This window comes from Kitasatospora sp. NPDC127035, assembly GCF_042726075.1.
Lineage (GTDB): Bacteria > Actinomycetota > Actinomycetes > Streptomycetales > Streptomycetaceae > Kitasatospora.
This window is the reverse complement of sequence record NZ_JBHXDN010000033.1, coordinates 70,779-84,379: the sequence shown is the minus strand read 5'-3', so window position 1 is coordinate 84,379 and position 13,601 is coordinate 70,779. Positions and strand designations below refer to the sequence as shown.

The following is a 13,601-nucleotide window of genomic DNA, read 5'->3' as shown; positions in this document are numbered from 1 at the left end:
GCCGGCCTCGGACCCCGGGCGGTCGCGCGCGGTGCGATCAGCTGTCCGATCACGCGTACGTGGCCTCGCGGTTGCACCTCGTGAACGCCACTGCCTAGGCTCACCGGGCACCGCACCACCCGCACCCACGGAACGAGGAACCCGCCATGACCACCGCCGCCGACGCCCTGCTGGACCGCAAGATCGACGTCTGCTTCGGGCAGGCCGACCTCGACAGGGACGGGGTGATCGACGCGACGGACATCCTGGGGCTCGCGTCGCGGGTGATCGACGCCTCGGGGGCGGCGTTCGACGCACCGGAGGCGACGGCGATGCTGGCCGCGGCCCAGGGCTGGTGGCGCGCCCTGGTGGCCGACTTCGACACCAACAGGGACCGGAAGATCCAGCGGCACGAGTACCGGGCCGGGATGCGGTTGCTGGCCCAGGCACCGGGCGCGTTCGACGACGTACTGGCTCCGGCGGCGCACGCGGTATTCCGGCTGATGGACCGGGATCGGGACGGGAGGATCTCGGCAGCGGAGTTCTGGGACTTCCAGCGCGCCTTCGGCTCCACCGAGCCGGCCGCACGGTTCGCGTTCGAGAAGCTGGACACCGACCGGGACGGAGTGCTGTCGGAAGCCGAGGTGCTGTCGGCCTTCCGCGGCTTCTACACCTCCACCGACCCGCACCACGTCGGCAACTTCCTCTTCGGCGACGCGCTGAACTAGACCCGGCCGGCCCCGGCGGGAGGCTGCCTACGGCGCCCTGCGACGTCCGGAGGGACCGGGGGCACCCCTCACCCCATCCTCAGCGGAACGCGGCGACGTGGCGGTCGGCCCAGTCGGTGAAGGTACGCGCGGGACGGCCGAGCACCTGCCGGACGGCCGGGCTGATGCGCAGTTCGGCCCCGTTCGGGGCGCCGAGGATGTCGAGGGTGTCGTCGGCGAGTTCCACCGGCATGCTTCGGGCCATCGCGGTCCTGGCCTCGTCGCGGGTGAGCTCGTGGAACCGCAGGGGCGAGCCCAGTGCGGCGGAGATGGCCTGTGCCTGCCCGCGCGGGCTGATCACCTCCGGGCCGGTCAGCTCGTACACGCCGCCGAGGTGCCGGTCCTCCAGCAGGCAGGCCGCCGCGACGTCGGCGATGTCCGTCGGGTCGACGACCGGCGCGCCGACGTCGCCGAACGGGGCCACGACGGTCCGCCGCGTCCGGATGGACTCGGCCCACCACAGCACGTTGGAGGCGAAGCCGCCCGGCCGCAGGATCGCCCACTCCGGGGCGGACTCCCGGACGAGGTCCTCCAGTGCCCGCATCGCGATCCGGGTCGGGCCGAACGGCCTGGTGGACACGCCCTGCGTGGAGAGCAGCACGATGCGCCGGACCCCGGCCTCCACTGCTCGACCGACGACGTCGGCCGGGGCTGTCCCGGGGCCGTGCAGGTCGCCCGACAGCAGCAGGAAAAGCGCCTTCGCCCCGGCGAGCGCGGGCTCCAGAGCGGCCGGCTCGGCCAGATCGGCTACGACGTGCCGGACGCCGTCCGGCACGGGCGCCGCGTGCCGCGAAACCGCCGTCACCTGTTCTCCCGCCCCGGCCAGTGCCCGCGTCAGCGGCCGGCCGATGTTTCCGGTGGCCCCGGTCACCACGATCATGATCAGCTCCTCGCTCGATGTCCTGCGCTCGTGTGCATGCGCTGCTGTGCAGTGCTGACGCTAGGACGGCGGGCTTACCACTGGTAAGGACATACCTGAAGGTAAGCTCCGAACATGACGGAAGGCTTGCAGCCAGGGCGCAGTGACACCGGCAAGCGGTATGAGGTGTTTCACACCGACTGCGCGGCACGCGACACGGTCGACCACGTGACCAGCCGATGGGGGGTCTGGGTGCTGATCTCCCTTCAGGGCAACGACCTGCGGTTCTACGAGCTGCGCGACAGCATCCGGGGCATCAGCGAGAAGATGCTCGCGCAGACCCTGCGCGCGCTGGTCCAGGACGGCCTGGTGTGGCGGACGGTCGAGCCGACCACGCCGCCTCAGGTCACCTACGGGCTGACCGAGTTCGGCCGGGACGTCGGCGAGCCACTGCTGGAACTGTTCGACCGGATCACCCGGTGGCTGCCGCCGGGCACCGCCGACCGGACACCCGCCGATGGATCACGACCCCGGTCGTAGACACGTCGGGTAAGCCGGCGAGGAAGTCGATCGCCCCCGCTCGCCCCGCCAGATGTGGTCGCGAGTCTCCCCCCACCGCGGGGCCCACAGGATCTGCGTGCGCCAACCTCTCCGCCCGCCTCCGGTGCGCGCGGATCGTGGCGCCGACCGGTCGCGCTCAAGGACGGCGCTCCGGATCCGGGGCGCCGATCCGGCCGATCGTGTCGGCACGACGCGGCCCCCGGACCGGCGGGCTGCCGGTCCGGGGGCCGTGGTCGGTGCGCGGCGGGAGTTCCCGCCCGTGCGCGTGCCCGCCTGCGGGGCGCCTACTGGCGGGATCCCCACGCCCCGACGGCGGTGACGGCGGGGATCTCCCCTGCCGCTGCCGCCGAGCTGACGTCGCCCCACCCGCTCCAGCCGCGGCTGTAGTCGCCCAGGATGTCGTACAGGTGACCGTTGTTCACCGCGTACAGCCGCAGGTTGTCGCCCGTGGTGGCGGCGGCGAAGGTGGTGATGCCGCCGAGGCCGGTCGCGGCGGAGACGTTGCCCCAGCTGCCCCAGCGCCCGGCGTTGTAGTCGGCGCCGACGTCGTACAGCGAGCCGTCGATCAGGGCGACGACGTGGACGGTGCCGTTGACGGCGGTGGCGGTCAGTTCGGTGGGCCGGCCGGGCTGGCCGATGGAGCCGGTCAGGTCGCCACCCCGCCAGGTGCCGCGGTCGTAGTCCCCGTCCGCCGTGTACAGGCGGCCGTTGGCGCCGAGCGCGTACACGTGCAGGACGTTGCCGGTCATCGCGGCGGCGACCTTGGTGATCCGGGTACCGAAGGAGACGTTGGCGGTGATCGCGGCCCAGCCGGTCCAGCGCCCGACCGCGTAGTCGGCGGTGGCCTCGTAGAGTCCGCCGTCGGCGGCGACCACCAGCTTGGTGGAGGTCCCGTTCTCGACCACCGACAGGTCGGTGATGTTCTTGCGCTCGGAGTTGCCGCCGGCGCCGGGGAGGCCGGGCAGGGCGATCTGGTCCCAGTGCCGGGTCGCGCCGGGGTACCCCTGGTCGTAGGTGACCAGGTACCCGTTGAGGTTCGCGAACTGGTGCTTGCCGCCGTGCGTGCCGGCCAGCTTGATGGGCCAGTTGCCGACCAGCGCGCGGGCGTTCGTGAAGGGCGACCAGACGCCGTTCCCGTAGTTGCCGGTGGCCTGGTAGAGCGCGTGCTCGGTCATCGCCAGCAGGCCGGTCTTCTCGCCCGGGAGCGCGGCCAGGTAGGCCCGGGAGTACTGGGCGTCCACCTGCTGGGTGGCGGTCGCCGTCCTCTGACTCGCGTCCCTCACGGTGTAGGTGACCTGGTAGGTGCCCGGCCGGGCGTACTGGTGCGGGGTGCCGGGATCCTGTGAGGGGGTGCCGTCGCCGAAGTCGATCTGCTGCAGCGTGACCGGCCAGGGCGAGTCCGGGACGGAGGCCGTCGCGGTGTAGACCAGGTCTCCGGTGGTGCCGAGGGTGAACTGCGGCTTCAGCGGACCGGGATCGGTGACGGTGACGGGCGCGGCGTTCGGGTCGCTGACGACCGTGCCGCCCCGCCCGTCGGTGGCGGTGGCGGTCACCCTGTAGGTGCCCGCCGTGGCGTAGACGTGATCGGCGGACCGGGAGCCGGTGGTGACGACCGGAGTGCCGTCGCCGAAGTCGAAGGTGTAGCCGAGGTCGACCTGCCAGACGGTCGTGGCGGTGGCGGTGGCGGTGACGGCGAACGGTGCCGGACCGAAGGCGGTCTGGAACACGCTGCCGACCGTGCCGACCACGACGGACTTCGGCGCGTGGAACTCGTACGCGCCGCGGTCCAGGAAGCCGCCCGCCGGGGAGTCGGGGAGGTCCGGGTGGTCGACCGGGCTGCTGCCGAGCAGGTCGGTGCCGGCGGCGCCGGGAGCGTTCGGGTCGGCGGAGTCGATCGCGCTGGTCGCGGTGACGGGCAGCCTGTCATCGACGAACTGGCCGCTGACCGGGAGGTTCTGCAGGAACGTGACCTCCTGGTCCGCGTCGTGCTTGCCCTGCCCGGTGGCGGCCGCGAGCGAGTCCGGCGAGGTGTGGTCGGTTCCGGCCCAACGGTAGAGGGGGGCGCCGGTCCAGGAGTGCACGGTGTTGTAGTCCACCGTGGCGGTCGGAGCGGCGGCGGCGGACACCGAGACCACGGGCGCGGGGTCGACGTACCAGCACCGCTGGGAACGGTAGAACGGGTAGTCGGCCGAGGCCCCCGAGATGACGTTGTTCTGGACCACACCGTCGCCGGACGCCCCGTCCAGTGCCACGGCGGTGCCACAGACGTTCGCGATGGTGTTGTTGACCACGCTGACGTGCGACGCGCCGGTGGCCCGGACGGCGTACTCGGCCGAGGCGGCGAAGTCGTTGTGGGCGATCGACACACGCTGGACGCCGGTGTCCACCGACACACCGGCCTGCTGGAACCAGAACCGGTTCCGGGTCACGCTGACGTCCGAGGTGTGCCCGACCAGTTTGACGGCGGGGTTGTCGGTCGTGAGGCGGAAGTTCTCGATGAAGCTGTTCGCCTCCAGCCGGATGTCACTGGAGTCGGTCACGACCACGGCGAGCGGGGACATGCTGAAGGTGAGGCCGCTGACCACGATGTGCTGCGCACCCGTGATCTCCAGTCCGGTCCCCGGGTTCTTCCCCGACAGGACCGGTGACTTGGCGGCGGGTGAGCCGTCACCGCGGATCACGATCGGCTTGTCGGCGGTGCCGGACCGGGTGACCTGGAGCCCCGCGACGTAGCCCCGGCCGGGCGCTACCTGCACGGTCTGCCCGGGGCCGGCCACGTCCACTGCGGCCTGGATGGTGCAGTAGGGCCGGGCAGCGGTGCCGATGCCGGTGTCAATGCAGTTCGACGTGGTGGCGTTGTCGACGTAGAGGACGGCGGCCGGATCTGCGGCGTGGGCCGGAGCCGGCAGCCCGAACGTGACGACAGCCGCGGTGGCGGCCAGGCCGAGGGCTCTGCGGGTGCGCACGGTGGCGACTTCCCCCTTTTTCTCATGGAGATGACCGCGATTCGCCTCGTGTGGGTGCCGTCGGCAGCTACCACCCGGCGGAACCGCGGTGAAGATCGCGATCAGTGTGGCAGAACGTCAGTGCGGTTTGCCACGACATTCCGAGGCGCCGAGAGGGCCGCTGTCGACGTGGGCGGCGGCACCGAACAGGTCGCCCCTCGCCGCTCGTCGTCCGGATCGACGGCGACACGGCCGGGAGGTGGCCGCGCCCGCCGCATTGACGGGTGTGGACCCGCGCAGCGGGGGCAGCCGACGGGCCGACAGCGGGTCCCGCAGCCGGAGCCTGCGGCAGCAGAACGGCCCCGAGTACGACCCCGACCGGCACGACGCCACCGACCGGCTCTACCAGAACGCGTACTCCAGCTACTACGGCACCTACTACGGCGCCCCCATCTGAGCCGACAACCCACGGCGGGGCCGCCCCCGGGGACGGCCCCGCCACCGTTCAACGCCACGCCCGACCGCGCCCCGCTCGCGCCGGGAACCGTGCGGGAACCGCCCCCGGCGAAGAACCCGGAAGTACCCCGGAAGTGTTCTGGAAGTGCTCCGGGAGCGACCGGACGGCGGACGGCAGGACAGGTGGGACGCGGCCCGACAGATTGCGAAACCCGCCGCACCGCGGTGTACGAACAAGGGAGAAGGTCATGACACGTAGTCGTGGGGACGCCCGTCTCCGCCACCCCCGGCACGAGCGGCGCGGTGAGGCCCGGCTGCCCGCCGTTCTCGCCACGCTGGCTGCGATCCTGCTGTACGTGGCGCTCCCCCAGCAGCTGCTGGTCGCACCCCGGTGCCGCGTCGACGACTCCCCTGGTCAACGGACCACAACGGTCCCGCTGCCCGCACGGTAGCGCCAACCGGCGCCCAGGGTGTTGCAGTGGATCTTGGACCATCCGTTGTTGCTCGCGTCGTTGCCGGACAGGACGGTGTGCCGGCCGTCGCTGCTGTCGCAGTACGCCTTCACCTTGGGGCGGTGACGGCCTCCGCAGCACGGTCCGGGCGGGCGGGTGCAACGGATCGGCTCCCGTCCGGGCCGCTCGGCCAGGTGGGGAGCGTGGACGGGACTACGGACGTCCAGAACCCCGGGCACCCGGGAAAAATACCCCGGCGGGTATATTGGACGACGAAGCGGGGACGTCCTCCCCGACCGATCCACAAGGAGTTCTGCCATGTGTCGACGTACCACGTGCCGAATCTGCGGCAAGGCCGGCTACGCCGGGTGCGGCATGCACGTCGACCAGGTCCTCGCCGGAGTTCGCCAGGCCGACCGCTGCTCCTGCGACCGGAACGCCCGCAAGGCCGGAGGCTTCCTGGCGAAGCTACTGGGCCGCCGCTGAGCGAACGGGCGCCTCTGGGGCGGGCCACACGCCGGGGCACCCGCCCCGTGTCCGCCCAGCGCTGTCGCTGCCGCTGTTGCGGCGGCGTCCTGTGTGGATGTGCGGTTCTGCCCGGCAGATACCCCGGGGGCCCTCGCTCAGCGCGCCGGCGCCGCCCGCCCGGCGCATCGGAGGAAACGTCGTCGGTGGGAGCGCCGAGCTGCGCTCCCGCCGACGACGGTCGAGGTCGGTCAACGGCGAGAGAACGCGACCGTCGGCAGGACCTGGTCGAGCCGGGCGGTCGACGCCGAACGCATGCCTCGCGGCGAACCCGACGCCTCGCGCACATCGAACACGAACGCGCCCCGCGCCTGCACGGCGGCGGGCGCCGACCGGACGACCTGGTCCGCCCGCAGGCGGACCAGGAAGACACAGCCCCGCGCCGCACGGCGCCGCCGATGAGCGGGCCGGACGTCAGGCGAGTGCGAGGAAGAGCTTTTCCAGTTCGGCCTCGCTCATCGGCGGCTCGTCGCCGTCCGCGACGGCCATGCACTGCCGCATGCCGCTGGCCACGATCTTGAATCCGGCCCGGTCGAGGGCACGGGAGACAGCTGCCAACTGCGTCACGACATCCTTGCAGTCACGCCCTGCCTCGATCATCGCGATGACGCCGGCGAGCTGGCCCTGGGCCCGACGAAGGCGATTGAGGACCGCGCCGACCGCTTCGTCGTCGACCTGCATTCCCATACCTCCAGAGAGTCGCTCGCCCGCGAGTTTACCCCGTGGGGTATGTCGCGGGCGCCTCGGGGCGATCAAGGACCCTCCTGGGCAGGGCCGGTCGGCTCCGGTCTGCGACTCGGCGCCGCTGTCCACCGAAGCTGAACCCGACCGCCACCGGCCACCTCGCGACCCGCCGACCAGGAGCAGACCGCGTCCTCACCTGCGCAGGACACCCACCCACCGACGTCACAACCCACGGGCGCAGCCTGCCACTCGTCGCCGACAGCTCCGGGGCGAGGTCAGTGGGGATCGCCTACTTGGTCGGCCACGGCGAAGTCTGCCCCGCAGTCCGTGCAGTGCGCGCTTCCGAAGAGGTAGGTCACAGCAGTGGCCACCTCGTTCTGGCCGTCGGTGAGAGCGAGTGCGTGGATCCGTTGGCCGATGCCGCGCAGGTCGCCAGGGCCCACGGGCCGCAAAGGGGCCTTCTCCACGTGGTCGTTCAGGGCGTAGTCGCCGCTCGTGGAGAAGTAGCCGTAGTCACCGATGGCGATGAACAGGCTGGTTTCGCAGTCGGGACAGGAGATCTGGTACTCCCCGTTCACGAGTCCCCACGCAAGCTCCTCACCCCAGACCGGGACACCTTCGAATGCCAGAACGGCTTCGAGCAGGTAGATGTAGTCGGTCCGGTCGGGAGACGTCCGAAGGTGCTCGTTCGCCATTCGTAGGAGGGTTGCGATCTCCTGCGCATACTTCACACGGACGTCGTCGGCCCCGTTCAGCTGGTCCGTCCCCGCCACGATCGCGGCTGCGAGGTGCAGTGCGTTCAGCTGCTCCTGCGGGTCGGCACCCACGGCGATCGTCGTCAGCCGGGGAAGCGCCGCGAAGCTGGCCGAGTAGACGCTGCCCTGATGGCAGAGGGCCGACCAGAGGTCGTTCCAGCGCTCGGCGTTCGGATCTGCTTCGATCTCGTTCAGCAGGGCGGGTATGTCTTCCGCAGAGCCGTAGGCATGGCTGAGTTGCGACCAATCCGTCATGCAGGAATCCAACCAGGCCGTTGTGACATTCGAGGCTCCTGCACCGGAAGCGTCGGCGCCGGCGCCGGCCCCACGACGGAACCGCAGAGTCCCCGACCGGCACAACCCCCGGAGGCCGCCCAGGCAGACCAGGAGTCGGCAGGACGGCCAGGTCGCCGGGGACTGCGGCAGGAACCCGGCGGGCGCACCATCGACGCTAGGGGCCGACAACCGGCCGGCAGGAAGGTGGGGGCGGGACGCGCCCTGGGAAGTCAGTCGGCGTCCCGCCCCGGGTGGAGCACGTGATCAGGAAGGGTGACCCTGTCGCAGGCCTCGGCGCAGCGGTGTCCGCCGGGCCCTGTACGACCTACCCGTCAGACCACCCACCAGCCGTAGCCCGTGAACCCGCCCTTGCCCGCGCAGTAGGCGTACGAGCTGGAGCCGTTCGCGTACTTCTTCGCACCGAAGACGATGCTGCCGTTCCCGCACTCGGCGACGGCGTAGAACTTCGTGCCGGCCGCACCCGAGCAGGTGACGCTGAAGGTGTTGATGTCGCTCCAGTTGGAGGCGCACCTGGCGGCAGCGAGGCTCGCGCCCGGACTGGACGTCTGGGCCTGAGCGGCGGGCACCGCACCGAGAACGAGAGCGGCTCCGATGGCGGCACCGGCGACTGCACGACGGATCTGCATGGTCGACTCCTCAAGAGTGGTCGAGTGAACCCTGTTGCCCGACCGACCGGGCAACAGGACCCACCGTTCCTGATCGCCCTTGGGAGGAACCTTGAGGGAATCCTGAAGTGCCAGGTCAGGGGGCCTGCGCCCCGTCGCACCCTCCGGGCCGACGGTCGAGCTCCGCTGACACGACACACCGCCGGTCGACGATCGGGCCCGGCCGGCTCCCGAACTCCCGGCATGCCTAGCGGGCTCCCGACGGCCCGAGCGTGCCGGGCTTGAATCGGCATGGAGCAGGGGCGAGGCCGACCGGGCTACGGCGGGCGACGGGCGGCGGGCGACGGGTTGACAAGGAAGCCCTGTTTATCGATTATCGGCATATCGGTAATCGATAAGGGGGAGTTGGGATGTCCTTGCTGGGCAAACTGCGGAGGCCCGACTGGCTCGGCGAACTTCAGGGCGTGCTCACGCTCGGTCTGGTCGCAACGGGCCTGGCGATCGCGGTACCCGTGGGCCGTGCGCTGCTGGGCGACCTGCCCGTGACAGCCGGGATACCGGCCGGCGCGCTGGAGGGGAGCACCGTGATCCCCGGCAGGACGACCGGGGGCGTCAGCATCACCCCGGACTCCGTCATCGAGGTGGAGATCGGCGATCCCAGCGCCCACCAGCTCGTCGCGGCGGTACTCACCGCGCTGCCCAGCCTGCTGGTCGCCCTCGGCATGCTGGTCATGCTGCTGCTCGTCGTGCGGCGGGCCCGTCGCGGTGATCCGTTCACCGCCCAGGCGGTGCGGCGGTTGCGGCTGCTCGCCGTCTTCGTCATCGTCGGCGGGACTCTGGCCGGGGTGACGGAGAGCGTCGCGGCACTGGATCTCGCCCTCAGCGTGAGCGACACGGCGGGCGTCACGGTCTGGGAGTTCCCGGCCGCGTGGACGCTGGCCGGGTTCGGGCTCCTCGCGTCCGCCGAGGTCGTCAGCCGTGGCGCCGGGATGCGGGCCGAGCTGGAGACGGTGATCTGATGCCACCGGAAGAAGAGCACCGCGTCGAGGTGCACCTCGACAGGCTGTTGGAGGAACGCGGCCTCACGCTGACCGAATTGGCGGACCGGGTCGGCCTCACGCTTGCCAACCTCTCCGTCCTCAAGAACGGCCGGGCACGCGCGATCCGGTTCAGCACGCTCACAGCGCTGTGCGATGCACTCGACTGCCGGCCCGGCGACCTGCTCACCGTCCTGCCCAGGACACCGCCCGGCTGAACCAGCGCGCTTCCCTCACGGCCGGAGCGCCGTCGAGATGAGGGGCATCGCGGGCGAGCCGGCCGTCTGCCGTGTCGTCAGCTCTCCATCCCTGACGGCGCCCGACACCCCGGCCACGACCGGAGCCGCCCGGCCGGAGCCTTCTCCCGCGAGAATTGCCGGCCCGACGGCGCCCGCGCACCCGCCCCGAATCCCGGTGCGGAAACGGAACTGCACAGACACCATGGTGATCATGACGAACGACGAGACGGGGCTCGCCCCTCTGGGCCTCTGCGTGGTGGGCAACGTGGCGCAGGTGACCGCCCACGGCACCGGCGGCGGCGATCTCCATTCCGGCCTGCGGCACTTCGCCCCTGGCGCCAAGGTCTGGGTCGCGCCGCCGCGCTGGGACCCGTGGGACCCGGGCGTGACCGTCGTCGGCCGTCACCGGGGTAACCACCGCCGTTACATCGCGGTCGTCGTCCAGCGCCGGTTCCTGGAAGACCTGCGGGTCCGGGGTATCTACAGCCCGGCCCTGCTGGCGAAGCTCGGCGGCGGCTGGAACGCCCATGCGGCTGAGGAGTTCACGCGGTTCTGGGGCAGCCCGAGGCTGGAGACGCGGGTCGAGATCGACGGACGGCCGCGCTGGGCCCCGCCGGTCCTCGACCCCCCGCCCCCGGAGATGGAGTACGAGGGCGCGGTCTACCACCTGTCCGGCTTCGACGCCGGACACGCCCGCTACTCGGCGCAGCCGCCACCCTGGCTGCGACCCCGGCAAGGCTGAGCCCGAGGTCGGTATGACGTCGGTCCGGCGACCCCCGGGCCCTCGCGGCACCCCCGACCAGCCGGGTGCCGGCGTGAGCGTGTCGCCTACGCCACCGTCCCAGGCCGGGTGCCGCGGGTGGTGCGGAGGGTCGTGGGGCCCGTGCCGAACGATTCACCCGTCGTCCACGACCGCACCGGGTAGGCGTCGAAATTCTTCGAACTCGTGACCCTGGACCCGCCCGGAACGGTGTCACGGGCGGTCCTCACGGGGCCACGGCGACAGTACGGCGGCGGCGCGCGCCCCACCCGGCCCGGCACTCCCGACTGCCCCTCAGAAGCCCGTATGCGACCTCGCCAAACTTGCCCTGACCTGGTGTTTTCTCGAAAATCTCCTAGGCTGGTGAGCCCTGTCGGACACCCTCGGAGGGGGCATCATGAGCGAGGAATCCCACGCATACGGCGCCAGCGTCATCGTGGTTCTGGAGGGTCTGGAGGCGGTCCGGAAGCGTCCCGGGATGTACATCGGGTCGGTCGGCGAACGAGGCCTTCACCACATGGTGTTCGAGGCCGCCGAGCCCGCACTGGGCGAGATCATCCGCGGCACCGCCGGCCGCGCCGAGATCGCGCTCACTGCCGACGGCGGCGTCCGCATCGCCGACGACGGCACGGGCCTCCCGGTCAAGCACGCCGGCCACAACGACGGGCCCCCGCTGGAGACCCGGTTGACCGTGCTCGGCGCGGGGGCGGCGCCGACCGACCGGCGCTCGCTCAACAGCGGATTCACCGGTGTGGGGCTGGCCGTCGTCAACGCCCTGTCGGACCGTCTGACGGCCGAGGTACGACGCGACGGCGCCCGCTGGGTTCTGGAATACGAGCGAGGCGTAGCTGTCGCGGTACCCACCCACACCGGTCCGGCCGACGGCACCGGGACCTCGATCACCTTCCACCCCGACCCCGAGACCTTCGGGGCACCGGAGTTCTCGTTCGACGCACTGGCCGAGCATTTCCGGGAACTTGCCTTCCTGAATCGCGAGTTGGACATCACACTGACCGATGACCGAAACCCCGCGGCGCCCCGGGACATCCGTTTCCGCTTCCCGGGCGGACCGAGGGACCACATCGCCGACCAGGGCGTCCCCGTCCACCCGGACGTGATCGGCTTCGAGCGCGAGTACGCCGAAATGGGCGGAACCGTCGAGGTGGCTCTCCGTTGGTGCGACTCCCGCGAAGAGCGGGTCGCAAGCTACGCCAACAGCCGGCCGACCAACGGTGGCGGCACGCACGAGCTCGGCTTCCGCGACGGCCTCGCCACCGCGATCATCGTCTACGCCCGGGAGCAACAGCTACTCGCCCCGTCCGACCCCGACTTCACCCCCATCCAGCTGGGCGCGGGTCTGAGGGCGGTCGTGTCGGTGAAACTCGATCACCCCGCGTTCGAGGGGTCCGTCCGCGACCGGCTGGGCAACGGACCCGTCCGCGCCTGCGTCGCCGAGGCCGTCCGACAGCACCTGGCCGGCTGGCTCCGCACCAACCAGGCGCAGGCGGCCGCCGTCCTCGCCCGGATCTCGTCGACCACCCGTCACTGACAGCAGCACACCGGGGACCCCGAGGCCCAGGTCTGGCTTGATCCCCGACCTGGGCCCTTCGCTTCCACGGACGGTACCCGGCCTTCCTCGCCACGGGCGGCACGGTAGCGCGGTGCCCCGTCCGCCCGCTGCGCGCGGAAACCCCGGAACCCGACCGGCCGCCAATCCCCCACCGCTTCGCGTCCGTGCCGAAGTCACGCAGGGTGGGGTGGCCGGCCTTCCCGGCCCTTGCGGGCCGCGGCTGTGCGCTGGTTGCCCCCGGTCAGCGGCGGCCGGTGGCCAGGATGACGAGGAACTGGCCGCCACCCGCCTCGATGTCTGCGGTCACCGGCAGCCCCGGTACCAGTCGGGAGAACCGGTCCACCAACCAGTCCGCCGCCGCCTGGGCGTCCTGCCTGGTCGGACAGCGGCCCACCATCTCGCGGCCCCCCTTGCGCTCCAGCCTCCCGGCCACGGTGATCAGGGGCGCCGGCTCGACCACGTACAGGCGGTCCGGCCAGGCGATGACCACCTTGACCGCGCCCTTGCGGGTGTTGCACCCGCGGTGCGCAAGCCGCTCGGCGACCTTGGCCTTCCGGTCGGCGGTACGGCTGTCGACACTGGGCCCTCGCGGGTCGTTCACCGACTCGCCGGGGTCGACCGGTTCGTCGCACACCCAGCATCGCCAGCCGTCGCGCTCGGCCACATCTTCAAGGAGACTCACCCGAGCAAACTAGCCTGCCCGGCCGCCACCCCGCACATCAGGGCCACCACGACGCCTCGACACCGGCCGACCAGGCTGCGGAGGCACACGCCGTTCCGGCCCGGTTCCGGCCTCGCCAGGTCGCGGCGACGATCAGCACCTGCCTTGCAACGCTCCCCTGCTCAGCTCTGCTGCTCCGCCAGGACCGGCTGGAGCATCGATTCGAGGACGTCGTCGACCTGGCCGCCGAGAGCACGGGCCGCCAGTCGGCCCTGCCGGTCGACGATCAGCGTGGTCGGGAAGGACTGCGCGCTGAGGGTGGACCTGCGACCGCACCCGAGTCCGGTCGTCCGGCCGGCGACGCAAGGGTCACATCGGAGGGAGGGGGTGGGACCCGACGCTCACGCGTCGGGTCACACCCCCTCCCAAGTTTAGGCTGTTCCTGCCGG

At 71.5% G+C, this 13,601-nt stretch carries 15 protein-coding genes; 9 read left to right on the top strand and 6 right to left on the bottom strand.

What is annotated here, in order from left to right:
• The first annotated feature begins 146 nt into the window (after positions 1-146).
• Positions 147-707, top strand: a complete 561-nt coding sequence (locus tag ACFWIC_RS22785; RefSeq protein WP_380519885.1) for an EF-hand domain-containing protein — start codon at positions 147-149, stop codon at positions 705-707.
• A gap of 79 nt (positions 708-786) precedes the next feature.
• Here ACFWIC_RS22785 and ACFWIC_RS22780 read toward each other — a convergent pair whose 3' ends face one another.
• Positions 787-1,626 carry an SDR family oxidoreductase gene (locus tag ACFWIC_RS22780; protein WP_380519884.1) on the bottom strand — a complete coding sequence of 280 codons (840 nt, stop codon included), beginning with the start codon at positions 1,624-1,626 and terminating at the stop codon, positions 787-789.
• 114 nt (positions 1,627-1,740) lie between these two features.
• Here ACFWIC_RS22780 and ACFWIC_RS22775 point away from each other — a divergent pair, with 114 nt between their 5' ends.
• Positions 1,741-2,145, top strand: a complete 405-nt coding sequence (locus tag ACFWIC_RS22775) for a helix-turn-helix domain-containing protein (RefSeq protein WP_329875190.1) — start codon at positions 1,741-1,743, stop codon at positions 2,143-2,145.
• A 305-nt stretch (positions 2,146-2,450) separates the two neighbouring features.
• Here the strand turns inward: ACFWIC_RS22775 and ACFWIC_RS22770 are convergent, their stop codons facing one another.
• A complete protein-coding gene (locus tag ACFWIC_RS22770) occupies positions 2,451-5,132 on the bottom strand; it encodes a PKD domain-containing protein (protein ID WP_380519883.1) in 2,682 nt (893 codons plus the stop codon).
• A 265-nt stretch (positions 5,133-5,397) separates the two neighbouring features.
• Here ACFWIC_RS22770 and ACFWIC_RS22765 point away from each other — a divergent pair, with 265 nt between their 5' ends.
• From ACFWIC_RS22765 to ACFWIC_RS22755, 3 genes are all read left to right on the top strand, one after another.
• Complete coding sequence (locus tag ACFWIC_RS22765; protein ID WP_380360465.1) at positions 5,398-5,568, top strand: hypothetical protein; 171 nt, start codon at positions 5,398-5,400, stop codon at positions 5,566-5,568.
• A 247-nt stretch (positions 5,569-5,815) separates the two neighbouring features.
• A complete protein-coding gene (locus ACFWIC_RS22760) occupies positions 5,816-6,019 on the top strand; it encodes a hypothetical protein (RefSeq protein WP_380519882.1) in 204 nt (67 codons plus the stop codon).
• A gap of 318 nt (positions 6,020-6,337) precedes the next feature.
• Positions 6,338-6,505: a hypothetical protein gene (locus ACFWIC_RS22755; RefSeq protein WP_329948920.1), complete on the top strand. Its 168-nt coding sequence runs from the start codon at positions 6,338-6,340 to the stop codon at positions 6,503-6,505.
• Positions 6,506-6,958: 453 nt separating this feature from the next.
• Here the strand turns inward: ACFWIC_RS22755 and ACFWIC_RS22750 are convergent, their stop codons facing one another.
• The 3 genes from ACFWIC_RS22750 to ACFWIC_RS22740 form a co-directional block, all read right to left on the bottom strand.
• A complete protein-coding gene (locus ACFWIC_RS22750; protein WP_329875212.1) occupies positions 6,959-7,225 on the bottom strand; it encodes a metal-sensitive transcriptional regulator in 267 nt (88 codons plus the stop codon).
• 278 nt (positions 7,226-7,503) lie between these two features.
• A complete protein-coding gene (locus ACFWIC_RS22745; RefSeq protein ID WP_380360461.1) occupies positions 7,504-8,238 on the bottom strand; it encodes a hypothetical protein in 735 nt (244 codons plus the stop codon).
• A gap of 353 nt (positions 8,239-8,591) precedes the next feature.
• Positions 8,592-8,906: a hypothetical protein gene (locus ACFWIC_RS22740; RefSeq protein WP_380519881.1), complete on the bottom strand. Its 315-nt coding sequence runs from the start codon at positions 8,904-8,906 to the stop codon at positions 8,592-8,594.
• A 389-nt stretch (positions 8,907-9,295) separates the two neighbouring features.
• Here ACFWIC_RS22740 and ACFWIC_RS22735 point away from each other — a divergent pair, with 389 nt between their 5' ends.
• The 4 genes from ACFWIC_RS22735 (at position 9,296) to ACFWIC_RS22720 (ending at position 12,470) form a co-directional block, all read left to right on the top strand.
• Positions 9,296-9,904, top strand: a complete 609-nt coding sequence (locus ACFWIC_RS22735) for a DUF2975 domain-containing protein (protein ID WP_380519880.1) — start codon at positions 9,296-9,298, stop codon at positions 9,902-9,904.
• Entirely contained in the window at positions 9,904-10,140 is a 237-nt protein-coding gene (locus tag ACFWIC_RS22730) for a helix-turn-helix domain-containing protein (protein ID WP_380360458.1), read from the top strand. Before ACFWIC_RS22735 ends, ACFWIC_RS22730 begins: the two co-directional genes overlap by 1 nt.
• A gap of 232 nt (positions 10,141-10,372) precedes the next feature.
• A complete protein-coding gene (locus ACFWIC_RS22725) occupies positions 10,373-10,903 on the top strand; it encodes a hypothetical protein (RefSeq protein ID WP_380519879.1) in 531 nt (176 codons plus the stop codon).
• 415 nt (positions 10,904-11,318) lie between these two features.
• On the top strand, positions 11,319-12,470 hold the full coding sequence (locus ACFWIC_RS22720; RefSeq protein WP_380519878.1) for an ATP-binding protein: 1,152 nt from the start codon (positions 11,319-11,321) through the stop codon (positions 12,468-12,470).
• 262 nt (positions 12,471-12,732) lie between these two features.
• Here ACFWIC_RS22720 and ACFWIC_RS22715 read toward each other — a convergent pair whose 3' ends face one another.
• Positions 12,733-13,173, bottom strand: coding sequence for a hypothetical protein (locus ACFWIC_RS22715; RefSeq protein ID WP_329875210.1), 441 nt, complete (start codon positions 13,171-13,173; stop codon positions 12,733-12,735).
• Positions 13,174-13,601: the final 428 nt, after the last annotated feature.

Excerpts from the sequence above, each read along its gene's own strand:
- ACFWIC_RS22755 (WP_329948920.1), top strand. The coding sequence starts at position 6,338 with ATGTGTCGACGTACCACGTGCCGAATCTGCGGCAAGGCCGGCTACGCC.
- ACFWIC_RS22775 (WP_329875190.1), top strand. The coding sequence starts at position 1,741 with ATGACGGAAGGCTTGCAGCCAGGGCGCAGTGACACCGGCAAGCGGTAT.
- ACFWIC_RS22725 (WP_380519879.1), top strand. The coding sequence starts at position 10,373 with ATGACGAACGACGAGACGGGGCTCGCCCCTCTGGGCCTCTGCGTGGTG.
- ACFWIC_RS22780 (WP_380519884.1), bottom strand. The coding sequence starts at position 1,626 with ATGATCGTGGTGACCGGGGCCACCGGAAACATCGGCCGGCCGCTGACG.
- ACFWIC_RS22760 (WP_380519882.1), top strand. The coding sequence starts at position 5,816 with ATGACACGTAGTCGTGGGGACGCCCGTCTCCGCCACCCCCGGCACGAG.
- ACFWIC_RS22750 (WP_329875212.1), bottom strand. The coding sequence starts at position 7,225 with ATGCAGGTCGACGACGAAGCGGTCGGCGCGGTCCTCAATCGCCTTCGT.
- ACFWIC_RS22745 (WP_380360461.1), bottom strand. The coding sequence starts at position 8,238 with ATGACGGATTGGTCGCAACTCAGCCATGCCTACGGCTCTGCGGAAGAC.
- ACFWIC_RS22740 (WP_380519881.1), bottom strand. The coding sequence starts at position 8,906 with ATGCAGATCCGTCGTGCAGTCGCCGGTGCCGCCATCGGAGCCGCTCTC.
- ACFWIC_RS22730 (WP_380360458.1), top strand. The coding sequence starts at position 9,904 with ATGCCACCGGAAGAAGAGCACCGCGTCGAGGTGCACCTCGACAGGCTG.
- ACFWIC_RS22785 (WP_380519885.1), top strand. The coding sequence starts at position 147 with ATGACCACCGCCGCCGACGCCCTGCTGGACCGCAAGATCGACGTCTGC.
- ACFWIC_RS22735 (WP_380519880.1), top strand. The coding sequence starts at position 9,296 with ATGTCCTTGCTGGGCAAACTGCGGAGGCCCGACTGGCTCGGCGAACTT.
- ACFWIC_RS22720 (WP_380519878.1), top strand. The coding sequence starts at position 11,319 with ATGAGCGAGGAATCCCACGCATACGGCGCCAGCGTCATCGTGGTTCTG.